This window comes from Pseudomonas sp. NFPP24 (assembly GCF_900112095.1).
Taxonomy (GTDB): domain Bacteria; phylum Pseudomonadota; class Gammaproteobacteria; order Pseudomonadales; family Pseudomonadaceae; genus Aquipseudomonas; species Aquipseudomonas extremorientalis.
Genome location: NZ_FOKD01000011.1, coordinates 173,616 through 190,191, shown reverse-complemented (window position 1 = coordinate 190,191; position 16,576 = coordinate 173,616). Strand labels below are relative to the sequence as shown.

At 60.6% G+C, this 16,576-nt stretch carries 14 protein-coding genes and 4 tRNA genes; 4 read left to right on the top strand and 14 right to left on the bottom strand.

Annotated features, from left to right (window positions below; translation table 11 throughout):
* Nucleotide 1: 1 nt before the first annotated feature.
* The 7 genes from BM026_RS22825 to BM026_RS22795 all read right to left on the bottom strand — a co-directional run bounded on the left by BM026_RS22825 (nucleotide 2) and on the right by BM026_RS22795 (nucleotide 5,452).
* Nucleotides 2–928, bottom strand: a complete 927-nt coding sequence (locus BM026_RS22825) for a LysR substrate-binding domain-containing protein (protein ID WP_058427309.1) — start codon at nucleotides 926–928, stop codon at nucleotides 2–4.
* 83 nt (nucleotides 929–1,011) lie between these two features.
* The gene (locus BM026_RS22820) at nucleotides 1,012–3,018 is read right to left on the bottom strand and encodes a CocE/NonD family hydrolase (protein ID WP_093530156.1); all 2,007 of its coding nucleotides are present in this window, start codon (nucleotides 3,016–3,018) and stop codon (nucleotides 1,012–1,014) included.
* Nucleotides 3,019–3,045: 27 nt separating this feature from the next.
* Nucleotides 3,046–4,629: a BCCT family transporter gene (locus tag BM026_RS22815; protein WP_093530154.1), complete on the bottom strand. Its 1,584-nt coding sequence runs from the start codon at nucleotides 4,627–4,629 to the stop codon at nucleotides 3,046–3,048.
* Nucleotides 4,630–4,932: 303 nt separating this feature from the next.
* Nucleotides 4,933–5,009 (bottom strand) — tRNA-Asp (locus BM026_RS22810).
* A gap of 19 nt (nucleotides 5,010–5,028) precedes the next feature.
* Nucleotides 5,029–5,104, bottom strand: a tRNA-Val gene (locus tag BM026_RS22805).
* A gap of 176 nt (nucleotides 5,105–5,280) precedes the next feature.
* Nucleotides 5,281–5,357, bottom strand: a tRNA-Asp gene (locus BM026_RS22800).
* A gap of 19 nt (nucleotides 5,358–5,376) precedes the next feature.
* Nucleotides 5,377–5,452, bottom strand: a tRNA-Val gene (locus tag BM026_RS22795).
* A 159-nt stretch (nucleotides 5,453–5,611) separates the two neighbouring features.
* Between BM026_RS22795 and rdgC the strand changes: the two genes are divergently transcribed.
* The 3 genes from rdgC to sugE all read left to right on the top strand — a co-directional run bounded on the left by rdgC (nucleotide 5,612) and on the right by sugE (nucleotide 8,057).
* Entirely contained in the window at nucleotides 5,612–6,532 is a 921-nt protein-coding gene (gene rdgC / locus BM026_RS22790; protein WP_093530152.1) for a recombination-associated protein RdgC, read from the top strand.
* Between the two features lie 138 nt (nucleotides 6,533–6,670).
* Nucleotides 6,671–7,636 (top strand): bile acid:sodium symporter family protein, encoded by a 966-nt coding sequence (locus BM026_RS22785; RefSeq protein WP_071492251.1) that lies wholly within the window; start codon nucleotides 6,671–6,673, stop codon nucleotides 7,634–7,636.
* Between the two features lie 106 nt (nucleotides 7,637–7,742).
* Nucleotides 7,743–8,057 (top strand): quaternary ammonium compound efflux SMR transporter SugE, encoded by a 315-nt coding sequence (gene sugE / locus BM026_RS22780; RefSeq protein WP_071492250.1) that lies wholly within the window; start codon nucleotides 7,743–7,745, stop codon nucleotides 8,055–8,057.
* Between the two features lie 109 nt (nucleotides 8,058–8,166).
* Here the strand turns inward: sugE and BM026_RS22775 are convergent, their stop codons facing one another.
* The 3 genes from BM026_RS22775 to BM026_RS22765 all read right to left on the bottom strand — a co-directional run bounded on the left by BM026_RS22775 (nucleotide 8,167) and on the right by BM026_RS22765 (nucleotide 12,558).
* Nucleotides 8,167–10,035, bottom strand: a complete 1,869-nt coding sequence (locus BM026_RS22775; protein ID WP_093530150.1) for an MFS transporter — start codon at nucleotides 10,033–10,035, stop codon at nucleotides 8,167–8,169.
* Between the two features lie 57 nt (nucleotides 10,036–10,092).
* Nucleotides 10,093–11,241, bottom strand: a complete 1,149-nt coding sequence (locus BM026_RS22770) for a TDT family transporter (protein ID WP_093530148.1) — start codon at nucleotides 11,239–11,241, stop codon at nucleotides 10,093–10,095.
* Nucleotides 11,242–11,364: 123 nt separating this feature from the next.
* Nucleotides 11,365–12,558: an MFS transporter gene (locus tag BM026_RS22765; RefSeq protein ID WP_093123046.1), complete on the bottom strand. Its 1,194-nt coding sequence runs from the start codon at nucleotides 12,556–12,558 to the stop codon at nucleotides 11,365–11,367.
* 91 nt (nucleotides 12,559–12,649) lie between these two features.
* On the opposite strand from BM026_RS22765, the gene BM026_RS22760 reads away from it, so the two are divergent.
* The gene (locus BM026_RS22760) at nucleotides 12,650–13,189 is read left to right on the top strand and encodes a TetR/AcrR family transcriptional regulator (protein WP_092247969.1); all 540 of its coding nucleotides are present in this window, start codon (nucleotides 12,650–12,652) and stop codon (nucleotides 13,187–13,189) included.
* 58 nt (nucleotides 13,190–13,247) lie between these two features.
* Here BM026_RS22760 and BM026_RS22755 read toward each other — a convergent pair whose 3' ends face one another.
* The 4 genes from BM026_RS22755 to BM026_RS22740 form a co-directional block, all read right to left on the bottom strand.
* Nucleotides 13,248–14,027 carry an ABC transporter permease gene (locus BM026_RS22755; protein WP_025858807.1) on the bottom strand — a complete coding sequence of 260 codons (780 nt, stop codon included), beginning with the start codon at nucleotides 14,025–14,027 and terminating at the stop codon, nucleotides 13,248–13,250.
* Complete coding sequence (locus BM026_RS22750) at nucleotides 14,024–14,956, bottom strand: ABC transporter ATP-binding protein (RefSeq protein WP_058427204.1); 933 nt, start codon at nucleotides 14,954–14,956, stop codon at nucleotides 14,024–14,026. The genes BM026_RS22755 and BM026_RS22750 overlap by 4 nt, the downstream gene beginning before the upstream one ends.
* A 134-nt stretch (nucleotides 14,957–15,090) precedes the next feature.
* On the bottom strand, nucleotides 15,091–15,708 hold the full coding sequence (locus BM026_RS22745; RefSeq protein ID WP_058427209.1) for a glutathione S-transferase family protein: 618 nt from the start codon (nucleotides 15,706–15,708) through the stop codon (nucleotides 15,091–15,093).
* Between the two features lie 57 nt (nucleotides 15,709–15,765).
* On the bottom strand, nucleotides 15,766–16,425 hold the full coding sequence (locus tag BM026_RS22740) for a transglutaminase-like domain-containing protein (protein ID WP_093514444.1): 660 nt from the start codon (nucleotides 16,423–16,425) through the stop codon (nucleotides 15,766–15,768).
* Nucleotides 16,426–16,576 lie beyond the last annotated feature (151 nt).

Here is a 16,576-nt window from a genome sequence, read left to right as displayed (position 1 = left end):
ATCACTCGACCTCGGCAGCCTTGGCCAGTAACCATTGACGAAAACTGCGCGCAGCCGACGGCGGGTTGCGGTGGTGGGGTTGCATCAGATGCAGGCGGCCCCGGCTGTGCATGGTATGAGGCAAGGCCATTTGCAGGCGCCCGGACGCCAGATCGTCTTCCAGCAGACTCTTCCAGCCCAGTGCGACGCCGTGGCCCATCACCGCCGACTGCATCAGCAGTTGATAGCTGTTGGTCCGCAACGCGTGGCGCGGGGTGTAATAGTCGGCACCGGCATCGGTGAACCAATCGGCCCAGGTCAGCCAATCGTGGTAGTGGTCCTCCACGATCAGCAAGGTGTGGGCATGCAGCAAATGGTGTATATCGCGAATCGGGCCGTGGTGTTCGAGGTAGACCGGGCTGCACACGGTGATGACCTGCTCGCTGTCGAACACCGGCGAGAGCTCGAGGCCATGGGGCGCGGCCAGTTCATCCAGGTGATAGAACAGGCCCAGGTCATATTCACTGACGTCCAGATGGCTGGGGCTTTCGCTGCACAGGATGCGAATGTCCAGGTCCGGGTGTTCGCGCTGGAATTGCGGTAACAGGCCGGCGAGCCAGATCGTACTGATGGTGGGGGTGCTGGCCAGGGTCAACTGGCGGTCGGCGCCACGCCGACGCAACTCGGCGGACTCGCGATCGAGCTCGCGCAACAGACGCTGGATGGTACGGAAGTAACGCACACCGGCGGGCGTCAGGCTCAGGCCCTGGGCCAGTCGATAAAACAGCGGGCGGGCCAGGTCCTCTTCAAGGCGCTTGACCTGACGGCTGACCGCGCTCTGGGTCAGGTTCAGTTCATGGGCGGCCTGGGTAAAGCTCAAATGGCGGGCAGCCGCTTCGAACGTCTGCAAGCAGTTGAGCGGTGGAAGATCGACGTTTCGGCGCGACATGAACAGTTCCATTGGCAATGGCGAGCCCGAGTTGCCCCAGGCCCGCAGCGATCACGATGGCAAGCATCCTGCCAGTTGCCCGCTTACAGCGCGACCCTCGCCACGCGCTTGCTCCATTGCCGACGATGTTCCAACTGGCCCTGTTCCCAGGCGGTCTGCTCCGCTTCGATGTAGAACCACTCGGCATCGGCGTGCACGCTCAAATGGCTTTCCACCTCCACGGCCCACTGGTCACGGCCGACGCGGTAGTGCCATTCGATATCCGCCCGCGTCGACAGCGGGTCCCAAGGCAAGGTGCGATATTGCTCGGTGCAACGCTGGTCCACCGACAAGCCGTGATCGGTAAACCGTACCGCGCCCAGGTCGTCTTCGATCTTCACGCAGACTTCGCCACTGCCCACATCTTCGATCAGGGTGCGTTTCGGCGCAGCGGCGCGTAGGACTTCCATCGCCACCGGCGTCGCCGATTGCGGCGCCTCGAACGGGCAGTCCACCGCCGCACCGATGAACACCGGCAGTTGCAGGCTTTGCAGGGCCGGCAGCAAGGTCAACGTCGTGAGCTCGCGACTCGGCCACAGCAAGGGGAAGCTCGCAGTGCTCAGGGCCAGGCGCAGACGGTAACCGGCCGGCAGGCGCATGCCGATGTGATCGAGGTTTAGATGCACATCCATCGGTTCACCCGGGACTACAGGTGTTACGCGGGAGAAGTCTTCACGCAGCGTGAGATTAAGCACGCCATAACTGATCTGCGTCACCTGCCCGTCCGGTGCCACGGCATTCAGCCGGGCGACCAATTGGCCGCAGGCCGTGTCACTCGCCAGGCGCAGCTTGAGGCGAGCATCGCCCAGCAACGCCAATGGCTCGGTCAGCGGTTGGGAATCGAAGCACAGCGAGTGGGCGTCATCACGGCGCTGATCCGTCGGGCCGTCCGGGCCAAACCAGATGGCGCAGTATTCGCCCTGGTGCAGGCCCGTGGTCAGCGGCGAGCAAATGCTGCGCGTCGTGACCAAAGGCTGTGCTCCAGGATTCAGGCCATGTTCGCCCAGGCTGAAATCGGTCCATTGCACCTGAGGGTCCGGCCAGCCGGCGGTCTGTACCCAGACGCCCGGCCGTTCGGCATAACTGCCCTTCGGCGGCAGAATATCCTGTAGGTAAAAGGTGCACGCCGCGTCATCCATCACGCCGTTATCCACACCTTTGAGCCAGTGATCCCACCAACGCTTGGCCTCCTGCAGAAAGCCGATGGCCGGATTGGGCACCGCGAAATGCGGGTATTTATGAATCCACGGGCCGAGCATGGCCTTCTTCGGCCCCGGCAGGTTTTCCATCAGGCGCGATACGGTATTGCGGTAGGCATCGCCCCAGCCGCCCACCGCATACACCGCAGCCTTGATTTGCGCATAGTCCTCACACACCGAGCCATGGCGCCAGTAGTCATCGCGGGTCTGGTGCTGCAGCCAGGTTTCGGCGAGCAACGGCATGGCGTCCAGGCGTTGGTGCCAGAGGCTTTTCCAGTCCTCGACCAACAGCGGATCGGGCACCGCCGCGCTGAAGTTGAGCATGGTGGCGGCCCAACCGAAGTTCTCCATCAGCAGGTTGCCGCCCTTGTAGTGGATGTCGTCGGCAAAACGGTCATCGGTGGAACACAGCGTGATGATCGCCTTCAGCGCCTCGGGTTGGCGTGCCGCGACTTGCAGGCCGTTGAAGCCGCCCCAGGAGATGCCCATCATGCCGACGTTGCCATCGCACCAAGGCTGCCGGCACAGCCAATCGATCACTTCAAGGGCGTCTTCCTGTTCCTGCAACAGATATTCATCGGCCATCAGGCCCTGGGACTCACCATTGCCGCGCATATCGACGCGTACACACACATAGCCCTGCCCCGCCATCCACGGGTGGGTCAACGCATCACGCACGGCGGTGCCATCGCGCTTGCGATATGGCAGGTATTCCAGGATCGCCGGGAAGGTCTGCGGGTCGGCGACTTCCGGCAGCCAGATGCGTGCGGCCAGTTGGGTGCCGTCCCTCAAGGGGATCAGGCAGTGCTCGATTTCGCGCACGGTGTAAGCAAATTCAGTAACGATTTCCATCAGTAACTCCAACAGCAGTTCAGTCGATCAGCGGGCGAAATCGGGCACAGGGCTGGCGCCACGCAGTTCCGTTTCAGGTGTCCGCTGAAGGCGTTTCACGTCCAGCAAGATGGGGTTTTTCAACCAGAAGATCAGCGAGGTACTGGCCAGCAACACCAGGATCATGCCCGGCAAACCGCCGAGGTTAGAGAGCATCTTCACCCCGTCGATGCCGACAAACGCGACCATCACCCACGAGACCGAGCCGATGATCAGGCCCCAGACAATCTTCAGCAGCGGGTTGCCGTCCAAGTCGGAATCGGCGGTCACGCCTTTGCTGCACAGGTTGGCGATCACGTCGGTGCTGGAGTCGGCCGCGGTGACGAAAGAGATGAATGCGACAAACAGCAGGAACGCGATCATCAGGCCACTGGCCGGCAATTGCTGGAACATCTGGTACAGCACATGCTCCACGCCCTGCTCGTTCAACACCCGGTTGAGGCTGCCGTCGCCCAGCGCATCGAAGTACAGGCTGGTGCCGGAGAAGATGCAGATCCACACCGCCGTGAACAACGCCGGGTAGAGCATGTTGATATGGATGAATTCACGCACGGTATAGCCACGGCCGATCTTGCCGAGGAACAGCGCGCTCACCGGCGCCCAGGCAAACCACACCGACCAGTAGAACACCGTCCAACTGTGCGGCCAGGTGTCGCCACTGGCAGCACCGGTGAACAGGCTGCGGCTGAAGAAGGTGTCGAGGTAGACGCCGAGGGATTCGACGCCGAGGCTGAACATGTACAAGGTCGGCCCGCACAACAGCACGAACAGTCCCAGGGCCAGCATGATCCAGGTATTGAACGAAGACAGCATCACAATGCCTTTTTGCAAGCCACTGGCGGCCGAGGCGACAAAGGTGATGACGATGATTGCAATGATGATGGCCAGGCGGAACGGCGTGGTTTCACCGCCGATGTATTGGGCCAGGCCACCGGCCAGGGTCAGCGCGCCTGTGCCCAGGGACGAGGCCATACCGGCGACCAGGGCGAACATCGCCAGGGTGTCGATCAGCCCGGCATAGCGCCGAACACGCACTTCGCCGAGCAACGGCTCAAGCATGGCGCCGATGGAGAAACGGCTGCGGCGGTTGTAGAACACCAGGGCAAACACCAGCGAGGGCACCAGGTAGATCGCGTAGGGCGTAATGGTCCAGTGCAGGAACATCGTCGACATGGCAAAGCTCTTCGCCGCCGCGCTGCCGGGCTCAATCGGCAGGCTGGTGGGTGGGCCGTACAAGTGGTAGAGCGGTTCGGCGGTGGTCCAGAACAGCACACCCACCGCCAGCGTGGTGCACAACGCCACCATGAACCAGCGCCATTTGCTCAGCAAAGGCTGCGCATCTTCACCGCCGATACGCACCTTGCCCAGCGCGGAGAAGTAGACGATGGCGGTCAGCACCACCATGGCAAACGAGCCGGCGCTGAACAGCCAGGAAAAGTTTTTGAGGATCAGGTTGTTGAGCTGTTTGCTGATCGCCAGGAACGCATTCAGATCAATGTAGCTGGCGATCACCGCCGCCAGCAGGATCAGGAAAGTTGGCCAGAACACCAACGGACGCAGTGGATATTTCATCTAGAGTCATTCCCCTTGCAGACTATTTTTATGTTGGAGAGCGGGCACCGCAGCCTCCTGCTGCCGATGACTCGCCTGGAAGTCTTCGCGTGGCTATAGATAAACGTTTAAGCCGCAAGGGGCGCAATCGACCAATGTGCATGGGGGTATTCCCTCACGTCATGACGCACCAGCACAGTTCAGGGCGAATAGGCAGTGCACAACGTCAAGGCAAGGGAGGTCAAATCGCGGACGAAAAAAAGCCCGCTCAATGAGCGGGCTTCCTGGGGTGACCTGGCGTTCAGTGTTCCAGGTGACCGAATATGGCGCAGCGGACGGGACTCGAACCCGCGACCCCCGGCGTGACAGGCCGGTATTCTAACCGACTGAACTACCGCTGCGCGTAACACTTGAAGCGAATGGTGGGTGATGACGGGATCGAACCGCCGACATTCTGCTTGTAAGGCAGACGCTCTCCCAGCTGAGCTAATCACCCTTCGTTTCGGTGTGGGCGCATCATACACCAAAAAATCGTAATGTCTTGATTTAAATGCAATTTATTTAAAAAAAGTTCTGCTTGCGATTTTTTGCCATATTCCGGGCAAAGAAAAGCCCGCAATTAAGCGGGCTTCCTGTGGTGACCTGGCGTTCAGCGTTCCAGGTGACCGAATATGGCGCAGCGGACGGGACTCGAACCCGCGACCCCCGGCGTGACAGGCCGGTATTCTAACCGACTGAACTACCGCTGCGCGTAACACTTGAAGCGAATGGTGGGTGATGACGGGATCGAACCGCCGACATTCTGCTTGTAAGGCAGACGCTCTCCCAGCTGAGCTAATCACCCTTCGTTTCGGTGTGGCGCGCATTCTACGGAGCGACCTTAAGTCTGGCAAGCACTTTCTTAAATCTTTTTTTTGATAGCTTCCAATGGCTTAGGCAGGGTTGGCCTGGGACGTTATCAAGAGAATAATGCCCCCCTTTGTATAAAGGAGAGACTCACCCCATGTGGTTCAAGAACCTGCTTATCTATCGCCTGACCCAAGATCTGCCTGTTGATGCCGAGGCGTTGGAAGCGGCCATGGCCACCAAGCTGGCGCGCCCTTGTGCCAGCCAGGAGTTGACCACTTACGGTTTCGTCGCGCCGTTTGGTAAAGGTGAAGACGCTCCCCTGGTTCACGTCAGCGGCGACTTCCTGCTGATCGCCGCGCGCAAGGAAGAACGTATCCTGCCGGGCAGCGTGGTGCGTGACGCACTTAAAGAGAAAGTCGAAGAGATCGAGGCCGAGCAAATGCGCAAGGTCTACAAGAAGGAACGCGACCAGATCAAGGATGAAATCATCCAGGCCTTCCTGCCCCGCGCCTTCATCCGTCGTTCGTCGACCTTCGCCGCCATCGCGCCAAAGCAGGGCCTGATCCTGGTCAACTCCGCCAGCCCGAAACGCGCCGAAGACCTGCTGTCGACCCTGCGTGAAGTGATCGGCACCCTGCCGGTTCGCCCGTTGACCGTGAAAACGGCACCGACTGCGATCATGACCGACTGGGTCACCACTCAGAAGCCGGCCGATGACTTCTTCATCCTCGACGAGTGCGAACTGCGCGACACCCACGAAGACGGCGGCATCGTGCGCTGCAAGCGCCAGGACCTGACCGGCGAAGAGATCCAGCTGCACCTGACCACCGGCAAAGTCGTGACCCAACTGTCCCTGGCCTGGCAGGACAAGCTGTCCTTCATGCTCGACGACAAGATGACTGTCAAGCGCCTGAAGTTCGAAGACCTGCTGCAAGACCAGGCGGAACAGGACGGCGGTGAAGAAGCCCTGGGCCAGCTGGACGCAAGCTTTACCCTGATGATGCTGACGTTCGGCGACTTCCTGCCGGCGCTGGTTGAAGCACTGGGTGGTGAAGAGACCCCGCAGGGTATCTAAACCGTGTGAAATTCAAAATGTGAGAGGGGGCTTGCTCCCGATAGCATTCTGTCAGTTAAAACACCTATGACTGACAGACTGCAATCGGGAGCAAGCCCCCTCCCACATTTGATCGAAACCAACAAAAAAGGACATCCCATGCGCGCTCTCGCCGCCTTGAGCCGCTTCGTCGGCAATACCTTCGCCTATTGGGTGTTGATTTTCGCCGTCGTCGCTTTCCTCGAACCTGGTTGGTTCATCGGCCTGAAAAGCGCCATCGTCCCTCTGCTGGGCCTGGTGATGTTCGGCATGGGGCTGACCCTCAAACTCGATGACTTCGCCGAGGTCGCCCGCCATCCCTGGCGCGTCGCCCTGGGCGTGGTCGCGCACTTTGTGATCATGCCGGGTGTGGCATGGCTGCTGTGCCAGGCCTTCCACCTGCCACCGGAAATTGCCGTCGGCGTGATCCTCGTCGGTTGCTGCCCAAGCGGCACATCGTCCAACGTAATGACCTGGCTGGCCCGTGGCGACCTGGCGTTGTCGGTGGCCATCGCCGCCGTCACCACCCTCCTCGCCCCACTGCTGACGCCAGCATTGATCTGGCTGCTGGCGTCGGCCTGGCTGCCGGTGTCGTTCATGGAGTTGTTCTGGTCGATCCTGCAAGTGGTGCTGCTGCCGATCGTGCTCGGCGTACTGGCGCAACGCGTGCTCGGTGAGAGGGTCCGCCATGCGGTCGACGTGCTGCCACTGGTGTCGGTGGTGAGCATCGTGATCATCGTCGCGGCGGTGGTTGCCGCCAGCCAGGCGAAGATCGCCGAGTCGGGCCTGCTGATCATGGCGGTGGTGATGCTGCACAACAGCTTCGGTTACCTGCTGGGTTACTTCACCGGCCGTGTGTTCAAGTTGCCGTTGGCACAGCGCAAGTCGCTGGCGCTGGAAGTGGGCATGCAGAACTCCGGGCTGGGCGCCGCGCTGGCCAGTGCGCATTTTTCGCCGTTGGCGGCCGTGCCCAGTGCACTGTTCAGCGTCTGGCACAATATTTCCGGGGCGTTGCTGTCGACCTACTTCCGCCGCATGAGCGAAAAGGAAGACCGTCGCGTGCTGGAGAACACGCCGCAAACTTGATCAGCCGGGCACTTTTCGGCACTCTACCGAGCTTCGCGGGGACGACCCTGCGACGCTCCATAGCGCAGAATCCGGGGACGACCCCATCTATAGAAGGGGAATCACCATGTCCTGGATCATTCTGTTCTTTGCCGGGTTGTTCGAAGTCGGCTGGGCCGTCGGCCTGAAGTACACCGACGGTTTCAGCAAGCCGTTGCCCACCGCCCTGACGATTGCCGCCATGGCCATCAGCCTCGGTCTGCTGGGGCTGGCCATGAAGGAACTGCCGCTGGGCACCGCCTATGCGATCTGGACCGGTGTGGGTGCCGTGGGCACTGTGATTGCGGGGATTATCCTGTTTGGCGAGTCCATGGCGTTGTTCCGCTTGGCCAGTGTGGCGTTGATCATCTGCGGGCTTATCGGCCTCAAGCTCAGCACCTGAGCCACTACCGCAATCGGGGGCAAGCCCCCTCCCACATGTTGACTGTGTTCACACATCAAAGGTGGGAGGGGGCTTGCCCCCGATAGGGCCGGTACAGCCAAAACCAAAACTACCTGACACTCCCCCGCAACCCGCCTACCACCTCCTGCAACCTCGCAGGCGTCGGTCCCTCCACCGGCTCGCCCGCCACCAACACCACCCGCGACCAGATCCGATGAAAGAAGCCCTTGTTCGGATCGCGGCTGAAAAAACTCCCCCACAACCCCTGCAACGCCATCGGAATCACCGGCACCACCGTCTCTTCCAGGATGCGCGTCACGCCACCGCGGAATTCGTTCATCTCGCCATCGGCGGTCAACTTGCCCTCCGGGAAGATGCACACCAATTCCCCTTCCTTCAGGTACTGCGCAATCCGCGTGAAGGCCTTTTCGTAGATCTGGATATCTTCGTGACGCCCCGCAATCGGAATCGCCCCGGCGGTACGAAAGATAAAGTTGAGCACCGGCAAGCGGTAGATCTTGTAGTACATGACAAAGCGAATCGGCCGACGCACCGCGCCGCCAATCAACAGCGCATCGACGAACGACACATGGTTGCACACCAGCAACGCCGCGCCTTCATCCGGAATCGCCTCCAGGTTGCGATGCTCCACACGGTACATGGAATGACTGAGCAGCCAGATCATGAAACGCATGGTGAACTCGGGGACGATCTTGAAGATGTAGGCGTTGACCGCGATGTTGAGCAACGACACCACCAGGAACAGCTCGGGAATCGACAGCTTGGCCACGCTGAGCAGCAGGATCGACACGATTGCCGAAACCACCATGAACAGCGCATTGAGAATGTTGTTGGCCGCGATGACGCGCGCGCGTTCGTTCTCGGCGGTGCGCGACTGGATCAGCGCATACAGCGGCACGATATAGAAGCCGCCGAACACGCCCAAACCGAGGATATCGAACAACACCCACCAGGCCTGGCCGTAGCTGAGCACGGCGAGCCAGTCGTTGGCCTGCACGTTCTGCGGGAAGCCGCCGGAGTGCCACCACAGCAACAGGCCGAACACCGTCAGGCCGAATGAACCGAACGGCACCAGGCCGATTTCCACCTTGCGCCCGGAAAGCTTTTCGCAAAGCATCGAGCCCAGTGCGATGCCGACAGAGAACACCGTCAGGATCAGCGTCACCACGGTCTCGTCGCCGTACAACCATTCCTTGGCGTAGGCCGGGATCTGCGTCAGGTAGATCGCACCGACAAACCAGAACCACGAGTTGCCGACAATGGAACGCGAAACGGCCGGCGTCTGCCCCAGGCCCAGGCGCAGGGTGGCCCAGGATTCGCTGAAAATGTTCCAGTTCAGGCGCAACCCCGGGGTCGACGCCGCCGCCCGGGGAATACTGCGACTGGCCAGGTAACCCAACACCGCCACGCCGACAATCGCCGCTGCCACCACCGGCGCATAATGGGTGGACGACATCATGATCCCGGCGCCAATGGTGCCGGCCAGGATCGCCAGGAACGTGCCCATTTCCACCAGGCCGTTGCCGCCCACCAGCTCATCTTCATGCAGGGCTTGGGGCATGATCGAGTACTTCACCGGCCCGAACAGCGCCGAGTGGGTCCCCATGGCAAACAGTGCCAGCAGCATCAATTCCAGGTGATTGAACAGGAAACCGGTGGCGCCCACGGCCATGATCACGATCTCGCCGATCTTGATCGCGCGGATCAACGCATCCTTGTTGAATTTCTCGCCAAACTGCCCGGCCAGCGCCGAGAACAGGAAGAACGGCAGGATAAACAGCAAGGCGCAAAGGTTGACCCAGATGGAACGGTCGCCGTCGATGGTGAGCTTGTAGAGAATGGCGAGGATCAGCGATTGCTTGAAGATGTTGTCGTTGAACGCGCCCAGCAACTGGGTGATGAAAAACGGCAGGAAACGCCGTGTGCGCAGCAAGGTGAATTGCGAGGGGTGGCTCATCGTCCGTGTTCCTGCGTGGCCTAATAGTTATCAGGCCACGACTTTACCTAACTCCGCTTACTTATTCCCTAGTCCCGCAATGCACGGCGAAACAAAAAGCTCACCTTTATAGGCACCCTGCACCGTGCGCTTGGCGACGATCAGCCACATCAGCGCCAGCGCCATCACCAGCACACTGCCGAAGACGCTGAAGAAACCCAGGTGCAACAGGCTCGCCAACTTCAACGTGGCCAGCGCGTACACCCCCAACGGAAAGGTGAAGCCCCACCAGCCCAGGTTGAACGGGATGCCTGCGCGCAGATAACGCAGGGTGATCAACACTGCGATCAGCATCCACCACAGGCCGAAGCCCCACAGGGTAATACCGGCCACCAGCCCCAGGCCGTTGGCCATTTCACCCACGCCCGGCAAACCGTTGGCCGCGAAGATCGCCGGCGCATCGCCGCCCAGCAGCAACATGCCAAGGGCACCGGTGCCGATGGGCCCCAGGGCCAGCCAGCTCGACGCGGCCATATTGGCGTGGGGCAGTTTATGCAAGGCCATGCGCAGCATCAGGATGGTCAGGATGCTGAACGCCACCGGCAGCGAAAACGCCCACAGCACGTAGCTGGTCACCAGCATCACCAGTTGCGAATGCGCATCTGCCAAGTGCGGCGCCAGCAGGCCACCGCTGGCGGCAGCGACTTCGGCGGCAACCACGGGCAGCAGCCACACGGCGGTCATCTGGTCGATGCTGTGTTCCTGGCGGGTAAACATCATGAACGGGATGAGTACGCCAAAGGCCATGGCCATGGCCACGTCCAGCCACCACAAGGCCTCGGCCAGCGGTATCACGTCGCTGCCCCAACGCGGCAAGCCGAACAGCAGCAAACCATTGAGAATCGTCGCAAGGCCCATGGGAATCGTGCCGAAGAACATCGACACCGTGGAGTGCCCGAAAATCCGCCGCGCCTCGTGGAAGAACATTACCCAACGGGCCGCATACAGCACGCTGAACAACACGAACAGGCCGATGGTGAACAACCACAGCGCTTCGGCGATGGCGTGCAAACCTGGCAGGTTGACCGGCAGTTGCGCCAGGGCCAGCGCCAGTACGCCGGTGCCCATGGTCGCGGCGAACCAGTTGGGGGTGAACTGGCGAACCACTTCCCGTGGACGGGCCAGGTGACTGAAGGGTTTGTAGCTGAGGGTATTCGTGCAGGGCATGATGGCGTGCCTCTTTCTCGTATGAGGTTGAGGCCATCATAGAACCTGATCGAATATCTATATAACGGGTAATATCTCTAACTGTTATCTGTTTTACCAATATATGCGCAGTAACCATTACCGTCAGCTGTCCGTGGTCACCCGCACCCGCGCTGAATCCTGCCACAACAATGCGACGAGTGCGCCGAGCGCCAGCAGGATGAGGACCGCGCCGTAGCCGTCGGTGGTGGCGATCAGGCCAAAGCTGCGAATCAGGTTGCCTGCCAGCAATGAAGGCAAACAGAACGCCAGGTAGCTGAGCACATAAAACGCCGACATCAGCCCCGCACGTTCATGGGGCAAGGCCAGTGGCACCACACTGCGCAAGGCGCCGAGAAAACCCGCACCAAAGCCGCTGCCGGCGATCAGGGTAGCGATGAAGAACAGTGCCAGGCTGGCGCTGTGCACGGCGGTGAGGATCAGCGTCACGCCGATGGCGAGCAAGCCGGCGCCCAGACGCAGCACCTTGTCGGCCGCACGATTGCGCAGGGTAAAGATCATCAGTGCGCCGCTCAGGGTCAGCACGGCCACCAGGCCGCCACCGATCAGGTTTGAAGTGGAGCCGGTGGCCGCACGCACCAGCGATGGCGCAAGGGACAGGTAGAACCCGCCCATTGCCCAGACGGCGATATCCACCGGCAACGACAGCCACAATGCCCGGCGCGCCTGGGGCGGTACGTGCAACGTCGGGCGCAGCGACGCCAGTGCGCCGGGGATACGGCTCACGGTCTCCGGCAAACGCCATACGTAGAGGGCCTGCAACAGCATCAAGGCCAGCAGCGCCCAGTAGATCAACTGGGTCGGCAACGGCGCGTACTCCACCAGCAGACTGCTACCCATCGCCCCGCAGGCCATGCCCAGAAGCGGCGCCACGCTGTTGACCAGCGGGCCCTGCTGGCGGTCGGTGTCGAGCAATGCCGCGCCCAGCACGGCGGTGGCCATGCCGGTGGCAAACCCTTGCAGGGTACGGGCGGCAATCAACCAGGCCACGCTGCCTTCATTGATAAACAGCAACATCGCCAACATATTCAGAAGCAGCGCAGCAAAAATCACCGGCTTGCGCCCCAGGTGGTCCGACAATGAGCCAACGGTCAGCAGTGCCGCCAACAGGCTCAGGGCGTAGACCCCGAAGATCAGCGTGAGCATGCCTGCCGAAAAATGCAGGCCCTCCTGATACAGGTGGTACAACGGCGTCGGCGCACTCGAAGCGGCCAGGAAGGTCAGCAAGGTGATCGCGAGGAACACCAGGCTGGAACGATGGGAAACAGGACTGGACATACGCACGCTCCGCTAAAGCTAATATTTTGCTTTTGCAGAGTGTGCTACCGGCCAGCGCTTAAAGCAAATTCTTTGTGTTAAGGTCACCAGCATGGCGATTAAAGAAGGCCTTCGCCCGGGGGGCCGCAGTGCCCGGGTCCAAGAATCAGTGCACAACGCGGTGCGCGAACTGCTGGAAACCCATGAGCGCTCCAGCGTCACCGTGCCGATGATTGCGGCGCGCGCGGGGGTTACGCCCTCCACCATCTACCGACGCTGGGGCGATCTGTCCGTGCTGTTGGCGGACGTGGCACTGGCACGCATGCGCCCCGACAGCGAGCCGGCCAACACCGGCAGCCTGCGCGGCGACCTGCAGGCCTGGGCCGAGCAGTACCTGGATGAAATGAGTTCGGAACCGGGTCGCAACATGATGCGCGACTTGCAGTGCTTGATCACGCCGGGGTACTGCGTGAGCATTCTGAGCGGGCAGTTTCAGGCGATTATCGAGCGCTATCCGGACGAGATGCCACCGAACGTGGACCATCTGATCAACCTGATCGCAGCGCCGACGGTGTTTCGCATTCTGTTCTCAAACGCGCCGCTGACGGTTGAAGAGCTGCACGGGCTGATCGAACTGGCACTGAAAGCCTGACATTACTCAAATACAAATGTGGGAGGGGGCAAACCCCCTCCCACATTTTTGACCGCGTTTACGTACGCATCCCGCGCCCACTCACCAGCAACCGTGCACAACCGATATACAGCACCACGGTGGCAATCAACATGAACGTGATCGCCACGCTGATCTTGATATCCGACACACCCAAAATGCCGTAGCGGAAGGCGTTGACCATGTGCAGCACCGGGTTGGCCAGCGACACGGTCTGCCAGAACGGCGGCAGCAAGGTGATGGAGTAGAACACCCCGCCCAGGTAGGTCAGCGGCGTGAGCACGAAGGTCGGGATGATCGAGATATCATCGAAGTTGCGCGCAAACACCGCGTTGATGAAGCCCAGCAGCGAGAAGATCGTCGCCGTCAGTACCACCACCAGGATGGTGACCCCAAGGTGATGCACCTGCAGGTGGGTGAAGAACAGCGACAGCAAAGTCACGATCACGCCGACCATCAGGCCCCGCAGCACACCGCCCAGGGTGTAGCCGATCAGGATGGTATGGGGCGACACCGGCGACACCATCAGTTCCTCGATGGAACGCTGGAACTTGCTGCCGAAGAAACTCGAGACCACGTTGCCGTAGGAGTTGGTGATCACCGACATCATGATCAGGCCCGGCACGATGTACTCCATGTAGGTGAAGCCACCCATGTCGCCGATCTGCCGGCCGATCAGGTTCCCGAAGATCACGAAGTACAGGACCATAGTGATCGCCGGCGGCAGCAGGGTCTGCGGCCAGATCCGGGTAAAGCGCTTCACTTCGCGGTAGACGATGGTTTGCAGTGCGACAAGGTTGGGTTGCAGTTCGGAACTCATACCGCCACCTTCGTCAGATTTTTCTCCACCAGGGACACGAACAGCTCCTCAAGGCGATTGGTTTTATTCCGCAGGCTCAGTACTTCGATGTTCTGGGTCGCCAACTGCGTGAACAACGCGGTGATGCCCACGGCCTTGTCCACCTGCACTTCCAGGGTGTGGCTGTCCACCAGGCGGCTCGGGTAGCCGAGCAACTGTGGCGCCACCGACAGGTTGTTCTTCAGGTCAAGCAAGAAGGTCTCCACATGCAACTGGCCCAGCAGGTTGCGCATGCTGGTGTTCTCGACGATGGTGCCGTGGTCGATGATGCCAATGTTGCGGCACAGTTGCTCAGCCTCTTCCAGGTAATGGGTGGTGAGGATGATGGTGATGCCCTTCTCGTTCAGCTCGGTGAGGAAGGTCCACATCGAGCGGCGCAGCTCGATGTCCACGCCCGCGGTGGGCTCATCGAGGATCAGCAGGCGCGGTTCATGCACCAGTGCGCGGGCGATCATCAGGCGACGCTTCATGCCACCGGAGAGTGAACGCGAAGGCACATCGCGCTTGTCCCACAGGCCCAGTTGGGTCAGGTACTGCTCGGCGCGTTCCTTGGCGATTTTCGCCGGGATGCCGTAGTAGCCCGCCTGGGTCACCACGATATCGAAGGTCTTTTCGAACTGGTTGAAGTTGAATTCCTGGGGCACCACGCCGATGGAGCGCTTGAGCGCCGCCGGGGATTTGTCCAGGTCGTGGCCGAAGATATTCACCGTGCCGCTGGTCTTGTTGACCAGGGTGGAGAGGATACCGATGGTGGTGGATTTGCCGGCACCGTTGGGGCCGAGCAAGGCGAAGAAGTCACCTTCGGCAACGTCCAGATCGATACCACTCAGGGCCTGGAAACCGTTGCCGTAGGTTTTGGTTAGCTGCCGGATGGACAGAGCGGAACTCATATCGGAATACGCACCAAAGAAGGGAATAGAAAGAGTAGATGGGGGCGCAGCCCAGGTAGTTCAACGGCGGCGCATGACAAGCATGGTGCTTGCCCGCGCCGCACAAGTACAGTCACCCGTATTAATAGTGGGTATTAAGTCAACGCGGTCATGACCGCTTTGCGGTAGGCCGGGCGTTGCTGCAGGCGCTGGTACCATGCCTCGAGATGGGGCATCGCAGGCCGTTCGATAGGCATTTCAAACCAGGCGTAAATAAAGCTGCCCAACGGAATATCGCCCATGCCTATCTCGTTGCCCGACAGATACGGCTGTGTGGCCAGGGCTTGATCAACGGTTTGGAGTACATCGATGCAGGCCTGGCGACCGGCGTGGATGTTGTCCCAGTTCTGTTTTTCCGCCGGGGTGCGCAACACGCCCCAGAACACGATCTTGAACGGTTCGGCGAAGGTGGAGGTGGTCCAGTCCATCCACTTTTCCGCATTGGCGCGAGCCTTCAGGTCGCTCGGGTACCAGCTGGAGGCCTGCCTGGCGCAGAGGTAGCGCACGATGGTGTTGGACTCCCACAGCACAAAGTCGCCGTCCTCGATCATCGGCACCCGACCGTTGGGGTTCAGCGCGCGGTACTGCGGCGTGTCGACCACGCCAAAAGCCCCGCCCGCATCAATTGCTTCATAGTCCAGGCCGAGTTCCTCGGCGCACCACAGTGCCTTCCTGACGTTTGATGAATTTTTACGACCCCAGATCTTCAGCATGACCGCGCCTTTATTGTTGATGAACATGGCTTGATGAAGGCAGCAGCATACGCCGGTTCACGCGCGGCTCAAATCGCTCTGCATATCACCCAGCAGGGGCGGCATTTCCTCGGCAAACAGGTGGGGGTAACACTGCTGGATATGCGCGAAGAAAAACGCCTCGGGCACGTCGGGAAATTGCCCATGGTCGACCACATACTCCATCGAGCGCAGGCCCTGGCGGTTGAACGCATGGAAGACGCTGTCGTGAATTCCATCGAAGTCCAGCGGCGGCACATCGAAGAGATCGCATAGCTGCTGGTTGAATGCGGGCGTGGCCTTGACCCAGCGATGGTTCAGGTAAAGCTCGGTGTAACCGTGCATGGCGAACACATCACTCTTGAGCAAGGCGATCAGGCGCGGTGTCGACAGGTGATTGCGTACATCCGCCAGGCCGATGCGCGCCGGGATGCCGCAGTGTCGGGCGCAAGCTGCGAGCAAGGTGGCCTTGGGCACGCAATAGCTTTCGCCGGTGCTCAACGCGAAGCTGGCACTCAAGGTGTCTGGATCACGGCTGAAGGTGTAGGGGTTGTAGCGAATCGCCTCACGCACGGCGTAGTAAAGGCTGACTGCCTGGTCACTTGGAGCCGCGTGGGTTCCGCGATGTTTTTCGGCGAACTCCACCACCGCAGGGTGGTCACTATCGATGAAGCGGCTGGGACTCAGGTACGTATCCATGAGCTTTATCTCCGAAGGAAGCCTGGAGTCTAACCACAGGTCTGCCGGGGAGATAACGACGAATCGGCCAAATCTCGTTACACCCTGATCACCCCGCTTGTTCGGATGCCGACTAAGCTCCCTGGTGGTTTCGCCCCTGGTTTCACGGAGG

Bases quoted from the DNA above. Each gene is read 5' to 3' on its own strand.
- BM026_RS22825 (WP_058427309.1), bottom strand. From the start codon at position 928: ATGTCGCGCCGAAACGTCGATCTTCCACCGCTCAACTGCTTGCAGACG.
- BM026_RS22820 (WP_093530156.1), bottom strand. From the start codon at position 3,018: ATGGAAATCGTTACTGAATTTGCTTACACCGTGCGCGAAATCGAGCAC.
- BM026_RS22815 (WP_093530154.1), bottom strand. From the start codon at position 4,629: ATGAAATATCCACTGCGTCCGTTGGTGTTCTGGCCAACTTTCCTGATC.
- rdgC (WP_093530152.1), top strand. From the start codon at position 5,612: ATGTGGTTCAAGAACCTGCTTATCTATCGCCTGACCCAAGATCTGCCT.
- BM026_RS22785 (WP_071492251.1), top strand. From the start codon at position 6,671: ATGCGCGCTCTCGCCGCCTTGAGCCGCTTCGTCGGCAATACCTTCGCC.
- sugE (WP_071492250.1), top strand. From the start codon at position 7,743: ATGTCCTGGATCATTCTGTTCTTTGCCGGGTTGTTCGAAGTCGGCTGG.
- BM026_RS22775 (WP_093530150.1), bottom strand. From the start codon at position 10,035: ATGAGCCACCCCTCGCAATTCACCTTGCTGCGCACACGGCGTTTCCTG.
- BM026_RS22770 (WP_093530148.1), bottom strand. From the start codon at position 11,241: ATGCCCTGCACGAATACCCTCAGCTACAAACCCTTCAGTCACCTGGCC.
- BM026_RS22765 (WP_093123046.1), bottom strand. From the start codon at position 12,558: ATGTCCAGTCCTGTTTCCCATCGTTCCAGCCTGGTGTTCCTCGCGATC.
- BM026_RS22760 (WP_092247969.1), top strand. From the start codon at position 12,650: ATGGCGATTAAAGAAGGCCTTCGCCCGGGGGGCCGCAGTGCCCGGGTC.
- BM026_RS22755 (WP_025858807.1), bottom strand. From the start codon at position 14,027: ATGAGTTCCGAACTGCAACCCAACCTTGTCGCACTGCAAACCATCGTC.
- BM026_RS22750 (WP_058427204.1), bottom strand. From the start codon at position 14,956: ATGAGTTCCGCTCTGTCCATCCGGCAGCTAACCAAAACCTACGGCAAC.
- BM026_RS22745 (WP_058427209.1), bottom strand. From the start codon at position 15,708: ATGCTGAAGATCTGGGGTCGTAAAAATTCATCAAACGTCAGGAAGGCA.
- BM026_RS22740 (WP_093514444.1), bottom strand. From the start codon at position 16,425: ATGGATACGTACCTGAGTCCCAGCCGCTTCATCGATAGTGACCACCCT.